This window comes from Bacillus sp. ISL-78, from assembly GCF_018613455.1.
GTDB lineage: Bacteria > Bacillota > Bacilli > Bacillales > DSM-1321 > Peribacillus > Peribacillus frigoritolerans.
Genome location: NZ_JAGGQC010000003.1, coordinates 155,647 through 172,594 on the forward strand (window position 1 = coordinate 155,647; position 16,948 = coordinate 172,594).

Sequence of the window (16,948 nt, forward strand, 5' to 3'; positions counted from 1 at the left end):
GACCCTTCAGCCATTGATGAATTCAGCCGATATGAATATTGCGTATCTCCTGGCCAATATGCGTATTTTCATTTAGAAGCTGTGAAATATCTAACCATTGATTCATGTGTTCACCCTTCCTTACAGTTTGGTCCTTAATGTCCATAGCTCAGGAAAAAATGGCTGTTCGACCACTTTCTTCAGATAACTTACACCGGACGATCCGCCAGTTCCCTTTTTATTGCCGATGATACGTTCTACGGTGCTCATATGATTGAATCTCCAGAATTGTTGTTGACTTCCAATATCAACGAGTTTTTCGGCCAGCTCATACAAATCCCAGTAGTTATTTACATCACGGTAAACGGTCAGCCACGCGTTTTCAACACTTGCATTTTCCTGATAAATTACTGAACAGTCCCTGTTCAATACCGATTGATCAATGGGTAGCCCCCTTGCAGCCAAAGCCCTTATAGCCGCATCATAAATACTAGGTTTATTCAAGGCTGCCATCATCGACTCATAAAGCTCGGGCTGATGACGGAAAACGGCCAATATTTGCGAATTCTTTTGACCCATCGCAAATTCTATCAACCTGTTCTGAAATGATTGAAACCCTGAAGATTTTCCTAGTTTCTCCCGGAATTCCATATAATCGGATGGCGTCAAGGTCGAAAGCACATTCCAGGATTGAACTAGTTGCTGTTGAATTCTGGCCACTCTGGATAGCATCTTAAAGGAAGGCTCCAAATGACCTGTCACAATATGATCAGTTGCCGCAGTCAATTCATGGAGGATCAATTTCATCCATAATTCACTTGTTTGGTGAATGATGATGAACAGCATTTCATCGTGATGGCCGGAAAGCCGGTGCTGACTTGATAATATTTGATTTAAATGCAGGTAGTCCTCATAGGACATTTCTTTTTTAAAATCAGTTACCATACTTTCTTCCAAACGATGTTCATCTCCTGGACCCTTATCCATACTATCCCTCTTTCCCTTTACTTTCTTCTGACTTTCGACATCAATAAATAAACGATGCAAAGAAAGAACAGCCAAGGAATCCCAAACTGTAGCACGATTTTAAATGGGCCAGTGAACCAGGTGGATACCGTCAAAGCCAACAAAAGAAGTGCACCAAGAATCGTTAGATATGGAAATCCATACATTTTAACCGGTAATTTGCGGCCCCCAGATTTCTCCCACCTCTTCCTGAAATATAAATGGGATATGAACACCATGAACCAGGTTAGAATCGCTCCGAACATCGATATCCCCATCATGAATGCATATGAAGTATCCGGAAGCAGGACTTTTACTCCTGCAGCAAGAAATATTCCTAAAGTGGATATGAGAAGGGCCCTTAGCGGGACACCTTTCCTGCTCACTTTTTGAAATAGGGCTGGAGCCTGATGTTGCTCGGATAATGAAAATATCATTCTGGTGGAGGCATATAATTGACTATTCATTGCAGATAAAGCAGCGGTTAAAATAATGAAATTCATTATCCCAGATGCCCCGGGAACATTCAGGGTTTCCATTACCTTAACAAATGGGCTCTTATCAATCCCGGCAGCTTGCCAGGGAACAATCATTAACATGATCCCGATAGTCAGTACATAAAAAGTGGCAAGCCTGAAGACAGTTGCCTTCAAAGCTTTAGGTACGGCTATATCCGGGTCCTTTGCTTCCCCCGCCGTCACCGCAATCAGCTCAGTTCCTAAAAAGCTGAAGAGCGAAACGAATATGGCAACCCAGAGCCCCCAAAATCCGAAAGGCATAAAACCTCCATCATTGGCATAGTTCTCTACACCGATCCCGCTTGGAGGTTCGGCGCCAATCACTACATAGGCCCCCAGTAGAATGAATATGACAATGGCGCTTATCTTGATCATTGAAAATACATACTCAAAATTGCCGAACGTATTGACACTCGTCGCATTTACATAGATTAGCAGTGCAGCAAAAAGGAAAATCCAAATGCTTCCAGGCACATCCGGAAACCAATATTTCATATAAACAGCGATGGCACTCACTTCGACACCAATGGCAAGAACATTCGCTATCCAATAGGAATACCTCACAACAAAACCCGCAAATGGACTTATATATTTTTCCGCAATCGTTCCAAAGGATCCCGATGTTGGGTAGGCTACAGTCATTTCCGCCAAACATCCCATAAGCAGAAGGACAATGAATGCACCTATTGCATAGCTGATAAGTACACTAGGACCAGCCGTTGAAATCGCAAGGCCGCTGCCCAAAAATAACCCGGTGCCAATTGCACACCCCATGGCTATCATAGTGATTTGATTCGATGATAATTCACGTTGCAGCTTATTTTCCTCCATATGTTTCTCCCATTCTAGGCAATGATTTCCCTTTTATTTTCATAGTTTTCATATATTCTGCCGTCCATTACCTCCTTAAGTACTTGTACAGTTTCATATGCTTCCTGAAAAGAGGTATACAGAGCGACAGGTGCTATACGAATCATATTCGGTTCACGATAATCGGGTATGATGGCCTCTTGTTACAATGCTTTACATATTCTCGCAGCTTCTGGATGTTCAAGGATGATATGACCGCCCCTTTTTGATTCATGCCTTGGGCTCCCAATTTCAAATCCATATGCCGTTAATTCCGATTTTATTAAATCCATAAGACATTGAGTCAGCCTCAAGTATTTCTTCCGAACTTGTTCTATCCCCACTTCCTTCCAATCCATTTTTTTCATTTGTAAATCCCTACCCCTTCCCATGCCAACCTTATCATTCCGTCAGGATCTTTTTCAATATAATCCTTTTTATCAAAAATCATTGTGTAGTGGTTGGTTTCATCATATTTCGGCCAAATTTCACCTTCCGGGGGGTTGGGGTTTCCATATTTCGCAAAGTTGACCCAATGGCCCTGCATTCTATGGGAAACCTTTAGGGCAGCTGACCTTGAACCATATGAAACAATCCGTTTCCCGAATGCCGAGTCGAAAGTCTGGAAAGCAAAAGGGATTTCCATACCATGTGTCGTCCCTAATTTACTTATGCGCACGGCCGCCGTTTTATAATCAAAACGATACATCCATGTTTTTTCAAAGCGGCTGTATGCCTCCGCATACCAAACCGATGGAATATGGAAAGTCGCATCACGGCCAATGCCTAGTAAAGCTTCCTTTTCTGGGTAGTTTGAATAAGCATTCGTAATTCGCTCTTTCGCCTTCGGATCAGTATTTTCGAACATTTTATGAATCATCGCCGTATTAGTTGGGATTAACGGGGGGTCCATCAGATCGAATAATGTCGCTTCGTCCCTATTTGTTCCTATAAGCAAGGGTATTCCATCTGCTCTTCCCGATCGAATCGAATCTAGTGGATAATCGGGCAGGAAGTCGCCATCTACGACTGGTCCAAATGCTAGTGAACCCGGCATTTCCTGTGAATTTTTCTGTAAGAGTTGGTGGGAGGCAGCGACAATCTCTTGAACCGGAAGTGTTTTTAACCGGTGGATTTCACCCTTTCTAATGCCCAATATCTCAAGGAACCTTTCACTGAATTGGCGCGCAAATCCTTTTCCGTAAACAGATGTCGGAGCAGGACTTTCTGCAATGGCCTGCTTAAAAAGACCCCTCGCTGAAGGTACAGTAAGTAAAGTCGTCACCGCATTACCACCAGCCGATTCACCAAAAATCGTAACATTATCAGGGTCGCCGCCAAAAGCTTCTATATTTTCTTTAACCCATTTCAAAGACGCAACTTGATCACGTAAACCTAAATTGTTTTCAAATATTTCCCCTTCACCTGCAAACTCGGTAAAATCCAGATATCCCAGTGCCCCCAGCCTATAGTTGATGCTTACCACGACTACATCTCCATTTTTAGCCAGTAAGTGTCCATTGTACATATCAAGGGATCCAGCTCCCGTTATATATGCTCCTCCAGGAATCCACACCATGACCGGGCGTTTTTTATCATCAGCTCTAGGCGACCAAATATTCAGGAACAAGCAATCCTCATCCATTTTTTCATTTCCGTTCATTCCTGTCCTTTCCGCCCGGTCCATCGGCTGCGGGGGAATCGGGCCAAAATCCACTGCATCCAGGACACCGCTCCACTTATCAACCGGCTCCGGTGAACGGAAACGCAGACCATCAGTCGGCGCTTTCGCATACCTGACTCCACGCCAAACGCATATATCGTTTTCCATTGTACCTTGAAGATGTCCTTTTACCGTCGTAACTATCGATCCAATCATTCCCATTCACCTCTTCATATAGTAGTAGATATGTAAGTTCTTCTTTTTCCATTCCCTTATATCCTTCATCTTTATCGAAAAAAGATCTATGGAGTCCGTTCATCCAAAAAAAAGGAATGCCATCGTATATAAAGCTCCGGTTATCCTCAGGAGTTTGAATTGTTATTTTAAATAATAGTTTTCAATGAACCGTTCAACAAAAAAAGACCCAATCAGGTCTTTTTTTGTTGAACTCGGCAAAAATCTTAGGCAAGCATGGCAAGGATGCTCAATAAAGAGCTGCCCCGGACGGAAAGCTGCTGTGCAGCATATGTTAATTGCTGTTCATCGAGCTGTTCCAATAAAGGCTTTAATTCCAGCAATTCATTCTCCAGTCCTTTAAGGTCTGTAGATAGCTTGTCCACCATCAAGAGCACTTGCTCAGAATCAACAGTGGTTTCAGACAAGACTTGTAACCGTTCCTTGATTTCAGTCAAAGGCATATTCTGTTCTTTATACCGATTAATCATTTGAAGACGATTTAAAGCATCTTCTGTGTAATACCGATATCTTGACCCCATTTTTTCATAGTTCAGCATTCCTAATTGTGTGTAATAGTCAATGGTTCTTCTCGAAACATTCGCAAGTTCAGCAATCTGGCCAATCCGATATACATTCACCCAGATAGTCACCTTCTTTAAAAAATCTACTGTTAACGTTACTATAACATATCTATCCAAAAAGGTGACTTCGAGATGAAACTATTAGACTACTTTACCCGAATTGCCCTTCAGCTGCTTCTTGGCAAAATACAGGGCATCTTCCTTCGATTTAAAAAAGTGCTGTTTTTCTATTTTATGATACAACCCAGTGCTGAGTAACAATTCCTTTGGTTGCTGCTGAATTCCGGAAATGATCAATTTCCCTTTATATTTCCGAATGCGGTTAACGATCGCCAATAGTGCCGCCTCTGCTGAAGTGTCCATGTATGTTACCCGGCGCATGCTTAATACCAACACTTTCGTCTTATTATCCAAGTTAGCCAATATCGATGACTCCAGGACGTCTATCGAACCAAAGAAAAGGGGTCCTTCCAAGTTATACACATTGATCTTTGAATCCGAGTTATCAATTGGAACAATCTCGGTAATTTCATGACTTCTTTCCCTCACCTTTAACGTTTGGCTCATTTTTGCAATGAAGGTGATGAATGCAATCAATAAGCCGATTCCCACTCCCATGATTAAATCAGTGAAGACAGTGATGAGGAAGGTGACTAGCAAAACCGCAGAATCCGCCGTCTTCGTTTTCAATACATGAGCGAATTCCTTTCTTTCACTCATATTCCAGGCAACAAACATCAATATGGGTGCCATGCTAGCCAAAGGAATATGCGCTGCATATGGGGAAAGCACCAGCAAAACCAGTAAAACGACAATTCCGTGAATGACTCCGGACATCGGGGAGGCTGCCCCGCTTTTTATATTGGTAGCGGTCCTGGCGATTGCTCCTGTTGCAGGTATCCCGCCGAAAAATGGGGTCGCGATGTTCGCAATTCCTTGCCCAACCAACTCTTTGTTACTATCATGCTTGGTACCCCCCATGTTATCCGCCACGGTAGCGGATAACAATGACTCGACACCGCCTAGCAAGGCAATTGTAAAAGCAACGGGAAGGAGTGTGATAATCACTTCCACTGAAAGTTCCGGCACTTGGAATTCCGGAAAACCTCTCGGAATCGCTCCATACGTGGAACCAATCGTAGCCACTTTATCGGGAAATAAAAGGTAAGCTGCCAATGTTGATATTAGCAGACCCAGAAGCGGTCCTGGCACTCGTGGCACAAACCTAGGTGCCAGCAGTATGACGACAAAGCATATGATCGCAACGATCACACTGTATAGATTGATCGTGTCTGCTTTAATCACCAGCTCCTTCATGTTATCCATGAACGCTTCATGTTTTTCCACTTTCATACCAAAGAAATTGGCAATTTGACCTGAAAAGATTATTATCGCAATTCCTGTTGTAAATCCAATGATGACGGGACGGGGAATGAACTTCATCAAATTGCCTAACTTAAGAAGACCCATCAGGACTAACATTATCCCCGCTAAAAACCCGGCAATAAGCAGGCTTTCATACCCATATTGCATAACGATTCCAAATAATAAAGGAACGAACGCCCCGGTCGGCCCTCCAATTTGATATTTGGATCCACCCAAGATCGAAATGAGAATACCAGCGATGATGGTCGTATATAACCCATATATCGGTTCGACGCCTGAAGCAATTGCAAAAGCCAGCCCTAAAGGAATGGCTACAACCCCTACGACCAATCCTGCCGTCACGTCTTTTTGAAAACCCTTCATGTTATATCCTTGAAATCTAGAATCTTTTATCATCTTTTTCAAACTCACATCCTTAGTCGTTTTTTAAGATTGGAATCTAGCATCATCACGAAAATGACATTCTTTCATTTTTGAGGGAGTTACTTGTTCGGAAATAATCTAATTATTGTAGGCTTTTTTCAACGGGACATACCAAGCGGGGGACTTTTCAAAATTAAGAAATAATCGTCATATATTATAATCTCCTTTTGTAAGGTTATTTGACATGGTCTCGACCACGCTTCAACATTATACAGTAAAACGTAAAACTGTACATTGTTAGTAACGTTAACATTTGTTTACAACTTGTTGCATATTTTTACATTAACATTACAATCCGGGACCATTTTTCCAGTCTAGTTAATTCGAAGCCGGAGATTCAGACTACGAATCAGGAGGTTTGAACTTTGGACTAATTCCCCATACCGGAAATCTTGATTAACAATGAAAAAAGCATGTTTTGAGATTGCTCAAAACATGCTCTGCCCTATACACAAAACCTCTTGATTAAAATAAAGAGGTCTTCTGAGTTTGTAGACAAAAGTAGTTCTATCTAAAGTTAAGTTGATTGGAGCGGGTGTGCGAGACTCCTGCGGGAAAAGCGTGTACAGGGCCCCACAGGCGCAAGCCAAGGGCGGACCGCAAGCGAAAGCGAGTGCCTGGAGCGGAAATCAACGCCAAATTTTGCAAGCCATAAAAAAACTATAGGCCCAATCATGAAGACCGGGACCCACGGTTTGTAGACGGAAAACTTATCTTTCATCAAATCATGTTCCCAAACCAACACCTTCAACTCCTCAGGTTTGGTTTCTAATTATATGCTATAACAAAGTTGATTGGAGAGAAAGGTGCGAGACTCCTACGGGAATAGCGCGTCTTGGGAGACCCCGCAGGCGAAAGCCGAGGAGGCTCACGGACTGCAAGCGGAAAGCGAGTGCCTGGAACGGAAATCAACGTCCAAAGTCTAAAAACAATATAAAAAATCGTAGACATGCTCGATTTTCATTGAGTTTGTCTACGGTCTGATAAAACCTCTTGATTAAGATCAAGAGGTTTCCTTTCAGTTTACAGCTCTTTTCCTCTCGTCTCGATAATATGCTTATACCAATGAAACGACAGCTTCTTTTTCCGTTTTAACTGATCATGATGATCCACGTAAATAAATCCGTATTGCTTCTTATACCCGTTTAACCAACTTAAAAGGTCAATGACAGACCATGCGTAATATCCTTTTAAATGGATACCTTCTTTGATTGCACGTTTAATCACTTTTAAGTGTTCCTCAATATACTTAATGCGCGGAACATCTACTACTTCACCATCGATAATCGGATCCTCATCACCAAGTCCGTTTTCTGTAACATACATTTTAATATCGCCGTAACGTTCTTTTAACATATGCAGCCCATCTAAAAATCCTTCAGGTGAGATTTCCCAGCCCCATTTTGTATAGGTTTTATCTTCCATTTTCACGGTCCGATAAAAGCCATCAAAAGACGGATTCCCCGGAGCCAGAGTAGAGGTTTCTCTTGAATGCTCCATGTTTGAAACGGCTTCCAGGTTTTTTTCCACCCGAATGGGCTGGTAATAATTGAGTCCAATAAAATCATTTTTCTCCGCATTCCTTTTTAGCGTATCCAGTTCCTCTTCTGTCCAACTTGGTGTCCAGCCTCTCTCCTTTAATTGCTCAACCACATAAGCTGGATATTCACCTTTTAAAATTGGGTCATAATACCAAAAGGTTTCATATTCATTGGCATGCCGAGCAGCTAATACATTCTCATGTTTGTCATCAATACTATAAGCTGGCAGGAATACATGGGTAATCCCAATTTCACCGTAATGATTCAGTGCCTTGTATACCTCTACCGCTTTCGCATGTGCATAAAAAACATAATGTGTCGCTTGAAAGTATTTATTTTCATCGTTTTGGATTCCAGGCGGGTGCGCTCCTTTTAAATACCCTAAACCGCAAAACATAACCGTTTCATTAAACGTGATCCAATGTTTGACACGGTCTCCGAATGCACGAAAACAAATCTCTGCATACTTGACGAATGCTTCAGCCGTTCGCTTATTCGTCCATCCCCCATCTTGTTCAAGCGTCAAAGGCAAATCCCAATGATACAGCGTAACAAATGGGACAATCCCATATTTTAAGCACTCATTAATCACATTATTATAAAATTCCAAGCCTTTTTCATTGACTTCCCCATCACCTGTTGGCAAAATACGGGCCCATGAAATGGAGAAGCGATATGATTCAAGTCCCATCTCTGCCATTAATTTAATATCTTCTTTGTAACGATGATAATGGTCTATCGCTACATCCCCATTTGTACCTTCAAATGTTTTCCCCGGAATCTTTGAAAAAACATCCCAATTCGTTATACCTTTACCATCTTCATCCCATGCTCCTTCTATTTGAAAAGAAGCAGAAGCTGCTCCGAATAAAAAATCGTGTGGAAATTTCATTAAAAACCCTCCCTTTTCATACCTGCTTATTAAATTGATAATAATATATTTTATTCATTGGTACAAATATAAATTTTTAATTCTCGTATAACATAAGCCTTAAAGATAGTATTTACTATCAGGGAATGATTAAATCGAAAATTCTGCTGAAACAACCTCTCTTTTTCTAGCTGAAGATGATTGTTTTATAGTTTAATATGAACCTATGCAAAAACCCGTCCACCTAAGGAGGACGGGTTACACATATATTTAAGGCAATCATTCCACAACAGGGAGCCAACCTTTTATCCCAATCAGCTTTTCCCAAAGCGGATCAGGAATGACCAGTTCATACTGATCTTTTTTTGAGAGGGTAGTCCGTATTTCCGCTTCTTTTCCAGACCTGATTTTTTCAATCCAATGCGGTTCCATTAGAAGTTCACGGCCTAAGGCGATAAAAGGGACACCCGTTTCCATGGCTTCTGCAACTTCATCGGGTGTATGCAGTGAACCTACACCGACCACCGGGATACGATTACCTACTTTTTCGTAAATTTTAACGATGCGCGACTTTGTCCTATCACTCTCACGGAATGAGCCATTCCAGAAGTGACCTACCGATATATGTAGATAATCCAGGTTTTGATTCGCTAATCTATCAACGAATTGGATCGTATCATCTAAAGTGATTCCAGGATTGCTGCCTTCTTCAGGAGAAAGGCGGTAGCCGATGATAAACGGTTTTTTCGCATGCTCGGCAACCGTTCTCTCGACTTCATTCACAATGGTAAGCGGGAAAATCAACCGTTTTCCCAGTGTTCCACCCCAGTTATCTGTACGGCGGTTCGAGTGTGGCGAGAAGAATTGCTGAAGCAAGTAAGTATTGGCACCATGGATTTCCACACCATCGAATCCTGCTTCGATGGCCCTTCTTGTCGCTTCGCCAAATGCCTTAATAACGTCTTGTATTTCATCTTCATTCATTTCCCGCGGTACAGGTGCTTCCTCGCTGGAAGCAATGGCACTTGCAGAAACAGGTTGGTTATCAGGCAATAATTCCGGCGGACTTTGCCGGCCTCCATGATATATTTGCAGGATCGCTTTTGACCCGTTGGACTGAATCGATTCAGCTAGTTTTCTCAAGGATGGGATAAAGAAATCGTCATCTGCACCAAGTTGGCCTGGGAATCCCTTGCCTCCAGCAGATACATAGGCACATGCCGTGACCACCGCACCTACACCAGCCGAGCGCTCCGCGTAATAGGCCAGTTCATCATCGGTTACAACGCCTTGGTCATCCGAAGAATAAGTGGTCATAGGAGCCATCATGATACGATTTTTCACTTCTACCCCTGATGGAAATATATATGGTTGAAAGATTTTTTCGTATTTTTGATTCATGCCAATCCTCCCCCTTTACTATTAGTGGTGATGATGTCCATGCGGTTCTTTTGAAGGATTCGTGATTTCAAAGCCTTCTTCAGGAACATAAAAATATTTAATCCAGACACCATCCAGAAATTCTTCACGTGAATCAAGCAGAATATCGATATCTTTATCTGTTTTGACGATTTCATCATATTCTGCCGGTGTATCAAGCTTCATGTCATAATGGGCATGATCGCCATGCATATGTGTGATATAAACACGGATCATTTTCCCTTCGGCTTCTTCAGTGCTGAGCATCTTTTGTAAGACCTTTGCTGCATTGCGATTTATTTTGCACTTCATTTCCATTCCCCCAACAATAAAATTTTCCCTGTACTGAGTTCTACCCAATTAAGGGTTATCAGTAACCTTCATTTTTCCCCTTCATGACCGGCCTTGTCCACGGTCTGAAGGAAAGACGATGCCGATTTGCCTTCTTGCTTCATCCATGATTTCCATAGTCAACAGTGAATTCGAATATGAATTTATATCTGATTCCATTTTCCCCTGCTGTATCAAATCAACAAATTCTTTCGCTTCATAATACATGGAAGGCATATCCTGTTTAACGGAAATATTTTCAGTGGTTCCATCCCGATACTGAATATCCACCGTTTGCGGTCCTGAAATTTTCTGAATGATGATGCTTCCATGTTCACCTTGAATTTCCGATGGCAAATTGGATTCAGTAATTTTGGAAAACATGACGACTGCCTCCATTTCATCATAGGAAAGGAGAATCGTACCCTGCCCATCAACTCCTGATTCGAGCATCGTTCCTGATGCCTGCACCTTATTCGGTTTACCGAACAGTACAACAAGTGGATAGATGACGTAAATGCCTAGATCCATTAAAGAACCACTGGAGAATTCAGGATTGAATGCATTCAGCACAGTTCCTTGTTTATATGAATCATAGCGTGATGAGTATTGACAAAAACTTCCTGAGAAACGCCTTATCTTCCCGATTTTATCCAGATTGTTCTTTATACTTTCGAAATTCGGCATGATGGTCGATTTCATCGCTTCCATCAATAGCACATCATTTTGTTTTGCCGCCTCAATCATTTCCCTTACTTCAGCCGCATTCGAGGCCATTGGTTTTTCACATAATACATGTTTCTTGTTTTGTAAAAATAACACGGCTTGCCTGCTATGATGAGAGTTAGGGCTTGCTATATATACAGCGTCGATTTCATCGCTGCTGGCCATTGCTTCTAAATTCGTAAAGGTCGTATGTACTTCGTATTTATTGGCAAATTCCTTCGCTTTCTCCTCTGTACGTGAATACACGGCGGTTAACGATAAACCCTCTACATGCTTTGCAGCCTCCAAAAATCGTTCCGTGATCCAATTTGTACCTATTACCCCTAATCTTATCAACATCCTATCCCCTTTCAAGCTAACTTAATCATGTCCTCAATATACAGACATTTCACTGAAAAACAAAGTTTTATGAACACTCGCAACTGTTTAAATTGGATTTTTTAGGCAATATTCGTTTATAATTTTTCTATATTACCACTGCCATGATGTTTCTACATACTCCCTAAATGGGAAAGAAGACTAAAAAGGAGCGTGTGAAGTTTATGACAGAATTAATGAAAAACAAAGTTGCCATCATTACCGGCGGAGGATCGGGAATTGGCCGGGGGGCCGCACTGAAACTAGCTGAAAACGGCGCGAACATCATCTTTTTTGACCGTACAGTCGAAAATGCCGAAAAAGTGAAGGAAGAAGTGGAAAACCTTGGGCGAGAGGCATTAATCATTAAAACGGATGTTTCCAAGGCTGAGCAAGTTGAACTTGCCTACAAAACAGCCCATGAACATTTTGGGAAAATTGATTTTGTATTTGCAAACGCAGGCATCAACGGAGTGATTGCCCCTATAGAAGACATAAAGCCAGAAGATTGGGATACGACACATACCATCAACCTCAAAGGCACCTTTCTAACCATCAAATACGCCATTCCTTACATGAAGGAAACGGGTGGCAGCATCGTGATCAACAGCTCCATCAACGGAAACCGTTATTTCAAGAATTTTGGTTTTTCCGCTTATAGTTCATCCAAAGCCGGTCAAGTCGCTTTCGGTAAAATGGCCGCACTCGAATTGGCAAGATATAAGATCAGGGTAAATACCATTTGTCCCGGTTCCATCGATACGAGCATTGACGATAACACATTCCCGGAAGAAGAAAACCTTAAAAAAATCAGGATTCCCATTGAATATCCTGAAGGCTCCCAGCCCCTGGCGAGGAAAGCGGGGACTGCCGGACAAGCTGGTGATCTCGTATTGTTCCTAGCATCAGACATGTCCTCCCATGTTACGGGCACGGAAGTCTATATCGATGGAGCAGAATCACTATTATGATCCAAAAAGGCAAAAAGCTGAAATCCACATCAGGATTTCAGCTTTTCCTTTTTAAGCAATTCGCCTTAACCCGCGACGGGCAAGGAGTAAATAAGCGCACATCGCGATGACATGACAACTTACCATCACAATTCCCATCGGCAAGGGCGAATCACCTGAACCTAACCCCACCAAGGGAGCCATTAGTGATCCTAATATGAAGGGAAGCAAGCCAATTAAAGCCGAAGCACTGCCTGCTGTTTTTTTCTGATTTTGCATCGCTAAAGAAAAACTCGTTGTACCGACAATACCGACGCTGGAGACAGAGAGGAATAAAGCGGCCAAGGTTCCTGCCAAGCCCATTTCGAGAAGGACTGAGGCAAGAAGCAATATCCCCCCAAACAAAGCTAGGCATAACCCCATTTGAAGCAATCTTTCTTCTTTAACTTTCCCTGCCAGCTTCCCGGCAACTTGTGAAGCGATGATGATCCCAACCCCGTTTATTGCAAAAATCAGGCTGAAGATCTGTGGGGAAACACCATAAATGTTCTGGAGAACAAAAGGCGATCCGGAAATATAAGCGAACATTGCGGCACTTATGAATCCTTGTGCAAAAGCATAGCCCATAAACACACGATCCTTCAATAAGTTCCCAAAAGTCCTGATCGTATCATTTACCCCTCCGGCACTCCTGTGATTGAACGATAAAGTTTCCTTTATCCCAAAAAATGCAGCCGCAACCATAATGATACTTAATACTGAAATGACAATGAAAACTCCCCGCCAAGAAGTGAACTGCAAAAGCTGACCGCCAAAAACCGGAGCCAATATCGGTGCCGCCCCATTCACCAGCATTAACAATGAGAAGAACTTGGTCAAATCCGTTCCTGAAAAAAGGTCACGAACTATGGCCCTTGAAATGACAATGCCTCCCGCTCCCGCAATACCTTGGATAAAACGTAATAATAATAGCAATTCAATGGTTGGAGCAAAAGCGCATAACAGAGATGAAATGCAATAAATGGATAAGGATATGATTAACGGTGAACGCCTTCCTTTTGCATCACTTAGCGGCCCTAAATAAATTTGGCCCAAAGCCAATCCTAACAAACAGGCAGTCAAGCTCAGCTGCGCTAAGGACGTACCGCTTTTCAGATCCTCTGCCAGTGTGGGGAGACCCGGTAAATACATATCAAGTGACAGTGGTCCAATCGCTGCAAAAGACCCTAGCATAAGAGCCATCAACAGCCTTTTGGATTTAGTCATTTCGTTGCCTGATGATATCGTTTCTTTCATTTCAATCATTATTACCCCTATCCCTTTCAACTAATTGTTTTTCCTAAAAAAAACTCGACTTTCTTTATTTTACAAAAGATCGGATCAATTTACGATAAGTATGCTTCACTTGAATGGGATTCTTCCTTTCGGCACTCAGTTAAGCACAGGTGCATCAAAACTCCGAAACCTTCTACAGGAAATATCATTTGAGCATACTACGAACCAAAGAAAAACTATTAAAGGGCCAACATTCCCCATAAAAAAATGACCCCATTTCAGAGTCATTCATACTATAGCAAACTTGGAGAAAAGTCTGAGAGTAAAAAACGGTGAAACAATCCGAACCCCATTTTTAGCGTCATTTTGATTTATTCAACAATACTAAATTACGGGGAGTATCACCAGATAATCCGTCCACCAAGTTTTGTACAGCAAGAGTTGCCATTTTCATTCTTGTGGCAATGCTAGCACTTCCGATATGCGGTAATGTAACCACATTGGGCAAAGTTAGCAGCGGGTGGTCCAGAGGGACGGGCTCTTCTTCGAATACATCCAATCCAGCCGCCCAAATCTCTCGATTTTCCAGCGCCTGGTACAACGCTTTTTCATCGATAATTCCGCCTCTTGCGGTATTAATGAGCACAGCCGTCCCTTTCATCAATTCCAGCTGCTCCTTGCCAATCATATAAGCCGTTTCCGCTGTGAGCGGCAGCATGACACAAACGAAATCCGAGATTTGGAGCAATTTTTCAAGGGGCTGATATTCGATTCCTAATTCTTTTTCCTGTTCATATTTACGGCTTCGATTAAAATAAACTAAGTTCATATCAAATCCCTTAGCTCTTTTTGCAAGGGCTTCCCCAATCCTGCCTAACCCGATGATACCCAGCGTTGCACCGTGTACATCTTGTCCTGTCAGCTGCATGGGTGACCATGTTTCCCACTTTCCACTCCTTAAATAGTCTTCTGCCTCCATCATCCTCCTTGCCGTTGCAAGCAGTAAGCCGAAGGTTAAATCAGCTGTCGTTTCCGTTAAAACCCCTGGTGTGTTCGTTACCATGATGCCCCGTTTTGTTGCACTTTGAACATCAATATTATTATGGCCCACTGCCATATTCGCGATGATTTTCAGATTAGGTGCCTGTTCAATCAGTGACTCATCGATTTGTTCCGTCAATAAGCAAAGCAGCCCCTCGACTTCTTTCATTTCTTCTACAAGGACTTCTCTAGGGACCGGTATATCCTCTTGATCCCACATCCTGACATCATAATTCCGACTAAGACCCTTAATGATTTGTTCTGGCAATTTCCTTGTAATATAAATTTTTGGCTTCAAACCATAACCTCCCATACCATTACGTTTCATGGAACACATTCAGTTTTCATTACACAATAATTAAATTTAAAGAATATTGGCTAAATGGCTGGCTTGTTTATTCAATTTTAAAATAAACTAGATAAATAGACCATCCATTTCCAATCAATCTTACTATTAAATTTCTTGATTGCCTGGAAGCTTCCGCTTGACAGTTTCAGTTCATTCAACCAATCATAGAATAATAACCCTTTACATCTATTCGGTCATTAGTAATATCGCAATTTTCCAGATGAAGTTTATCTCGATTTAGGAGGATATGGGACGTTCATGAAAACGAATACAACATTTAAAATTTATCCAATTATAGCTCCAAGCGCTTTATCTTTAAAAAGTATAAACTTTTATTTAGTTAAACAGGATGAATCTTTAACATTAGTCGATGCAGGGATGAATGATGACGTTTGTTGGAATGCACTGCATCTAACATTAAACGAAAATGGATTTACACTTGGGGACATCACGGAAATTTTGTTAACCCATCACCATGGAGACCATGTCGGTTTGGTCAACCGGATTACCGAACTCCATCCGATTCCCGTCTATGCCCATTCTAAATCCATTCCCCGTTTAAAAAGGGACCCTGAATTCTTAAATATGAGAATTGAATTTTATAAACAGCTTTACCTTGAGATGGGCTGTGGTGAACTTGGAGATAAACAAGTGGCTTACCTATTCAACGCGGTCGATAATAATAAAGATCAAAAACTGAATGGTAACATCATCGCAATTACGGAAAAACAATGGCTGAATTTTGAAGTGATCGAATTTCCCGGGCATGCCCCGGATCAAATTGCTTTCCTTGACCAAGACGGGAAAAGGCTTCTTGCCGGTGATTTATTGATTGAACATATCTCAAGCAATGCCTTGATCGAACCTGATGAAAACGGTAATAGAATGCTGACTCTTGTAGATCATATCGATTCATTAAAAAGATGTTTAGCATTACGGGTGAATCTCCTCTTTCCTGGTCATGGCAACATCATTGAACAACCTGGTCATACGATTGAAAAAAGACTCAACAGCATAGAGAGGAAATCACAAAAGATCCTGACCTTGATAGAATCCGGAATTTCTACAGGCAATGATCTGGCAAAGGAGTTTTACAAACAAAAGTATATAACAGAATTCCCGCTCGTCATGTCAGAAATCATCGGCCATTTGGATTATTTAGAATATCAGGGGAAGGTCACAAAACAATTCGTTGAACATGTAGTTCATTATCAAGCTAATAACACCAAAAAAAGCTGAAATTGATAGAGTCCCCACTCATGTTTAAAGTGTAAAAGGCTACGGGATAATCCGTAGATGATGCACTCACACTTAATGGGGACTTCACTATGTCCAGAAGAAATATGTAATCACTTGAATCTGAAATACATAGGTCTTTTTGGGTGTTTTAATTTATCTAACAGGAAAACGATTAGAAAGCGAAGAATACATTTCTGAATATTATATAT

Annotated in this window: 13 protein-coding genes and 1 pseudogene; 2 read left to right on the top strand and 12 right to left on the bottom strand. The window is 41.7% G+C overall.

Translation table 11 applies throughout. From position 1 onward, the window contains the following. Positions 1-120: 120 nt before the first annotated feature. The 10 genes and pseudogenes from kynA to J7I96_RS03265 all read right to left on the bottom strand — a co-directional run bounded on the left by kynA (position 121) and on the right by J7I96_RS03265 (position 11,864). A complete protein-coding gene (gene kynA, locus J7I96_RS03220) occupies positions 121-966 on the bottom strand; it encodes a tryptophan 2,3-dioxygenase (RefSeq protein WP_214922870.1) in 846 nt (281 codons plus the stop codon). 17 nt (positions 967-983) lie between these two features. After that, on the bottom strand, positions 984-2,333 hold the full coding sequence (locus J7I96_RS03225) for an amino acid permease (protein WP_214922869.1): 1,350 nt from the start codon (positions 2,331-2,333) through the stop codon (positions 984-986). Positions 2,334-2,347: 14 nt separating this feature from the next. Beyond that, positions 2,348-2,743, bottom strand: a pseudogene (locus J7I96_RS28730) (kynureninase/PvdN C-terminal domain-containing protein). Next, positions 2,716-4,230, bottom strand: coding sequence for a carboxylesterase/lipase family protein (locus tag J7I96_RS03235; protein ID WP_214922867.1), 1,515 nt, complete (start codon positions 4,228-4,230; stop codon positions 2,716-2,718). Before J7I96_RS03235 ends, J7I96_RS28730 begins: the two are co-directional and overlap by 28 nt. A gap of 245 nt (positions 4,231-4,475) precedes the next feature. Beyond that, positions 4,476-4,889 carry a MerR family transcriptional regulator gene (locus J7I96_RS03240; protein WP_214922865.1) on the bottom strand — a complete coding sequence of 138 codons (414 nt, stop codon included), beginning with the start codon at positions 4,887-4,889 and terminating at the stop codon, positions 4,476-4,478. Between the two features lie 84 nt (positions 4,890-4,973). Beyond that, positions 4,974-6,614: a SulP family inorganic anion transporter gene (locus tag J7I96_RS03245; protein ID WP_214923003.1), complete on the bottom strand. Its 1,641-nt coding sequence runs from the start codon at positions 6,612-6,614 to the stop codon at positions 4,974-4,976. 1,050 nt (positions 6,615-7,664) lie between these two features. Further along, positions 7,665-9,074, bottom strand: a complete 1,410-nt coding sequence (locus tag J7I96_RS03250) for a GH1 family beta-glucosidase (RefSeq protein ID WP_214922863.1) — start codon at positions 9,072-9,074, stop codon at positions 7,665-7,667. A gap of 258 nt (positions 9,075-9,332) precedes the next feature. Next, a complete protein-coding gene (locus J7I96_RS03255) occupies positions 9,333-10,454 on the bottom strand; it encodes an NADH-dependent flavin oxidoreductase (protein ID WP_214922862.1) in 1,122 nt (373 codons plus the stop codon). Between the two features lie 21 nt (positions 10,455-10,475). Next, positions 10,476-10,784, bottom strand: a complete 309-nt coding sequence (locus tag J7I96_RS03260; RefSeq protein ID WP_063591787.1) for an iron-sulfur cluster assembly accessory protein — start codon at positions 10,782-10,784, stop codon at positions 10,476-10,478. An 81-nt stretch (positions 10,785-10,865) separates the two neighbouring features. Next, positions 10,866-11,864, bottom strand: a complete 999-nt coding sequence (locus tag J7I96_RS03265; protein WP_214922861.1) for a Gfo/Idh/MocA family protein — start codon at positions 11,862-11,864, stop codon at positions 10,866-10,868. Between the two features lie 206 nt (positions 11,865-12,070). On the opposite strand from J7I96_RS03265, the gene J7I96_RS03270 reads away from it, so the two are divergent. After that, positions 12,071-12,856, top strand: a complete 786-nt coding sequence (locus J7I96_RS03270) for an SDR family oxidoreductase (RefSeq protein ID WP_214922860.1) — start codon at positions 12,071-12,073, stop codon at positions 12,854-12,856. Positions 12,857-12,907: 51 nt separating this feature from the next. Here J7I96_RS03270 and J7I96_RS03275 read toward each other — a convergent pair whose 3' ends face one another. Then, entirely contained in the window at positions 12,908-14,140 is a 1,233-nt protein-coding gene (locus tag J7I96_RS03275) for a multidrug effflux MFS transporter (RefSeq protein WP_396020047.1), read from the bottom strand. Between the two features lie 331 nt (positions 14,141-14,471). Continuing rightward, positions 14,472-15,449, bottom strand: coding sequence for a 2-hydroxyacid dehydrogenase (locus tag J7I96_RS03280; RefSeq protein WP_214922859.1), 978 nt, complete (start codon positions 15,447-15,449; stop codon positions 14,472-14,474). Between the two features lie 309 nt (positions 15,450-15,758). Between J7I96_RS03280 and J7I96_RS03285 the strand changes: the two genes are divergently transcribed. Continuing rightward, complete coding sequence (locus tag J7I96_RS03285) at positions 15,759-16,739, top strand: MBL fold metallo-hydrolase (protein ID WP_214922858.1); 981 nt, start codon at positions 15,759-15,761, stop codon at positions 16,737-16,739. Positions 16,740-16,948 lie beyond the last annotated feature (209 nt).

Bases quoted from the DNA above. Each gene is read 5' to 3' on its own strand.
- J7I96_RS03275 (WP_396020047.1), bottom strand. From the start codon at position 14,140: ATGATTGAAATGAAAGAAACGATATCATCAGGCAACGAAATGACTAAA.
- J7I96_RS03270 (WP_214922860.1), top strand. From the start codon at position 12,071: ATGACAGAATTAATGAAAAACAAAGTTGCCATCATTACCGGCGGAGGA.
- J7I96_RS03245 (WP_214923003.1), bottom strand. From the start codon at position 6,614: ATGATAAAAGATTCTAGATTTCAAGGATATAACATGAAGGGTTTTCAA.
- kynA (WP_214922870.1), bottom strand. From the start codon at position 966: ATGGATAAGGGTCCAGGAGATGAACATCGTTTGGAAGAAAGTATGGTA.
- J7I96_RS03255 (WP_214922862.1), bottom strand. From the start codon at position 10,454: ATGAATCAAAAATACGAAAAAATCTTTCAACCATATATATTTCCATCA.
- J7I96_RS03225 (WP_214922869.1), bottom strand. From the start codon at position 2,333: ATGGAGGAAAATAAGCTGCAACGTGAATTATCATCGAATCAAATCACT.
- J7I96_RS03285 (WP_214922858.1), top strand. From the start codon at position 15,759: ATGAAAACGAATACAACATTTAAAATTTATCCAATTATAGCTCCAAGC.
- J7I96_RS03250 (WP_214922863.1), bottom strand. From the start codon at position 9,074: ATGAAATTTCCACACGATTTTTTATTCGGAGCAGCTTCTGCTTCTTTT.
- J7I96_RS03260 (WP_063591787.1), bottom strand. From the start codon at position 10,784: ATGAAGTGCAAAATAAATCGCAATGCAGCAAAGGTCTTACAAAAGATG.
- J7I96_RS03235 (WP_214922867.1), bottom strand. From the start codon at position 4,230: ATGATTGGATCGATAGTTACGACGGTAAAAGGACATCTTCAAGGTACA.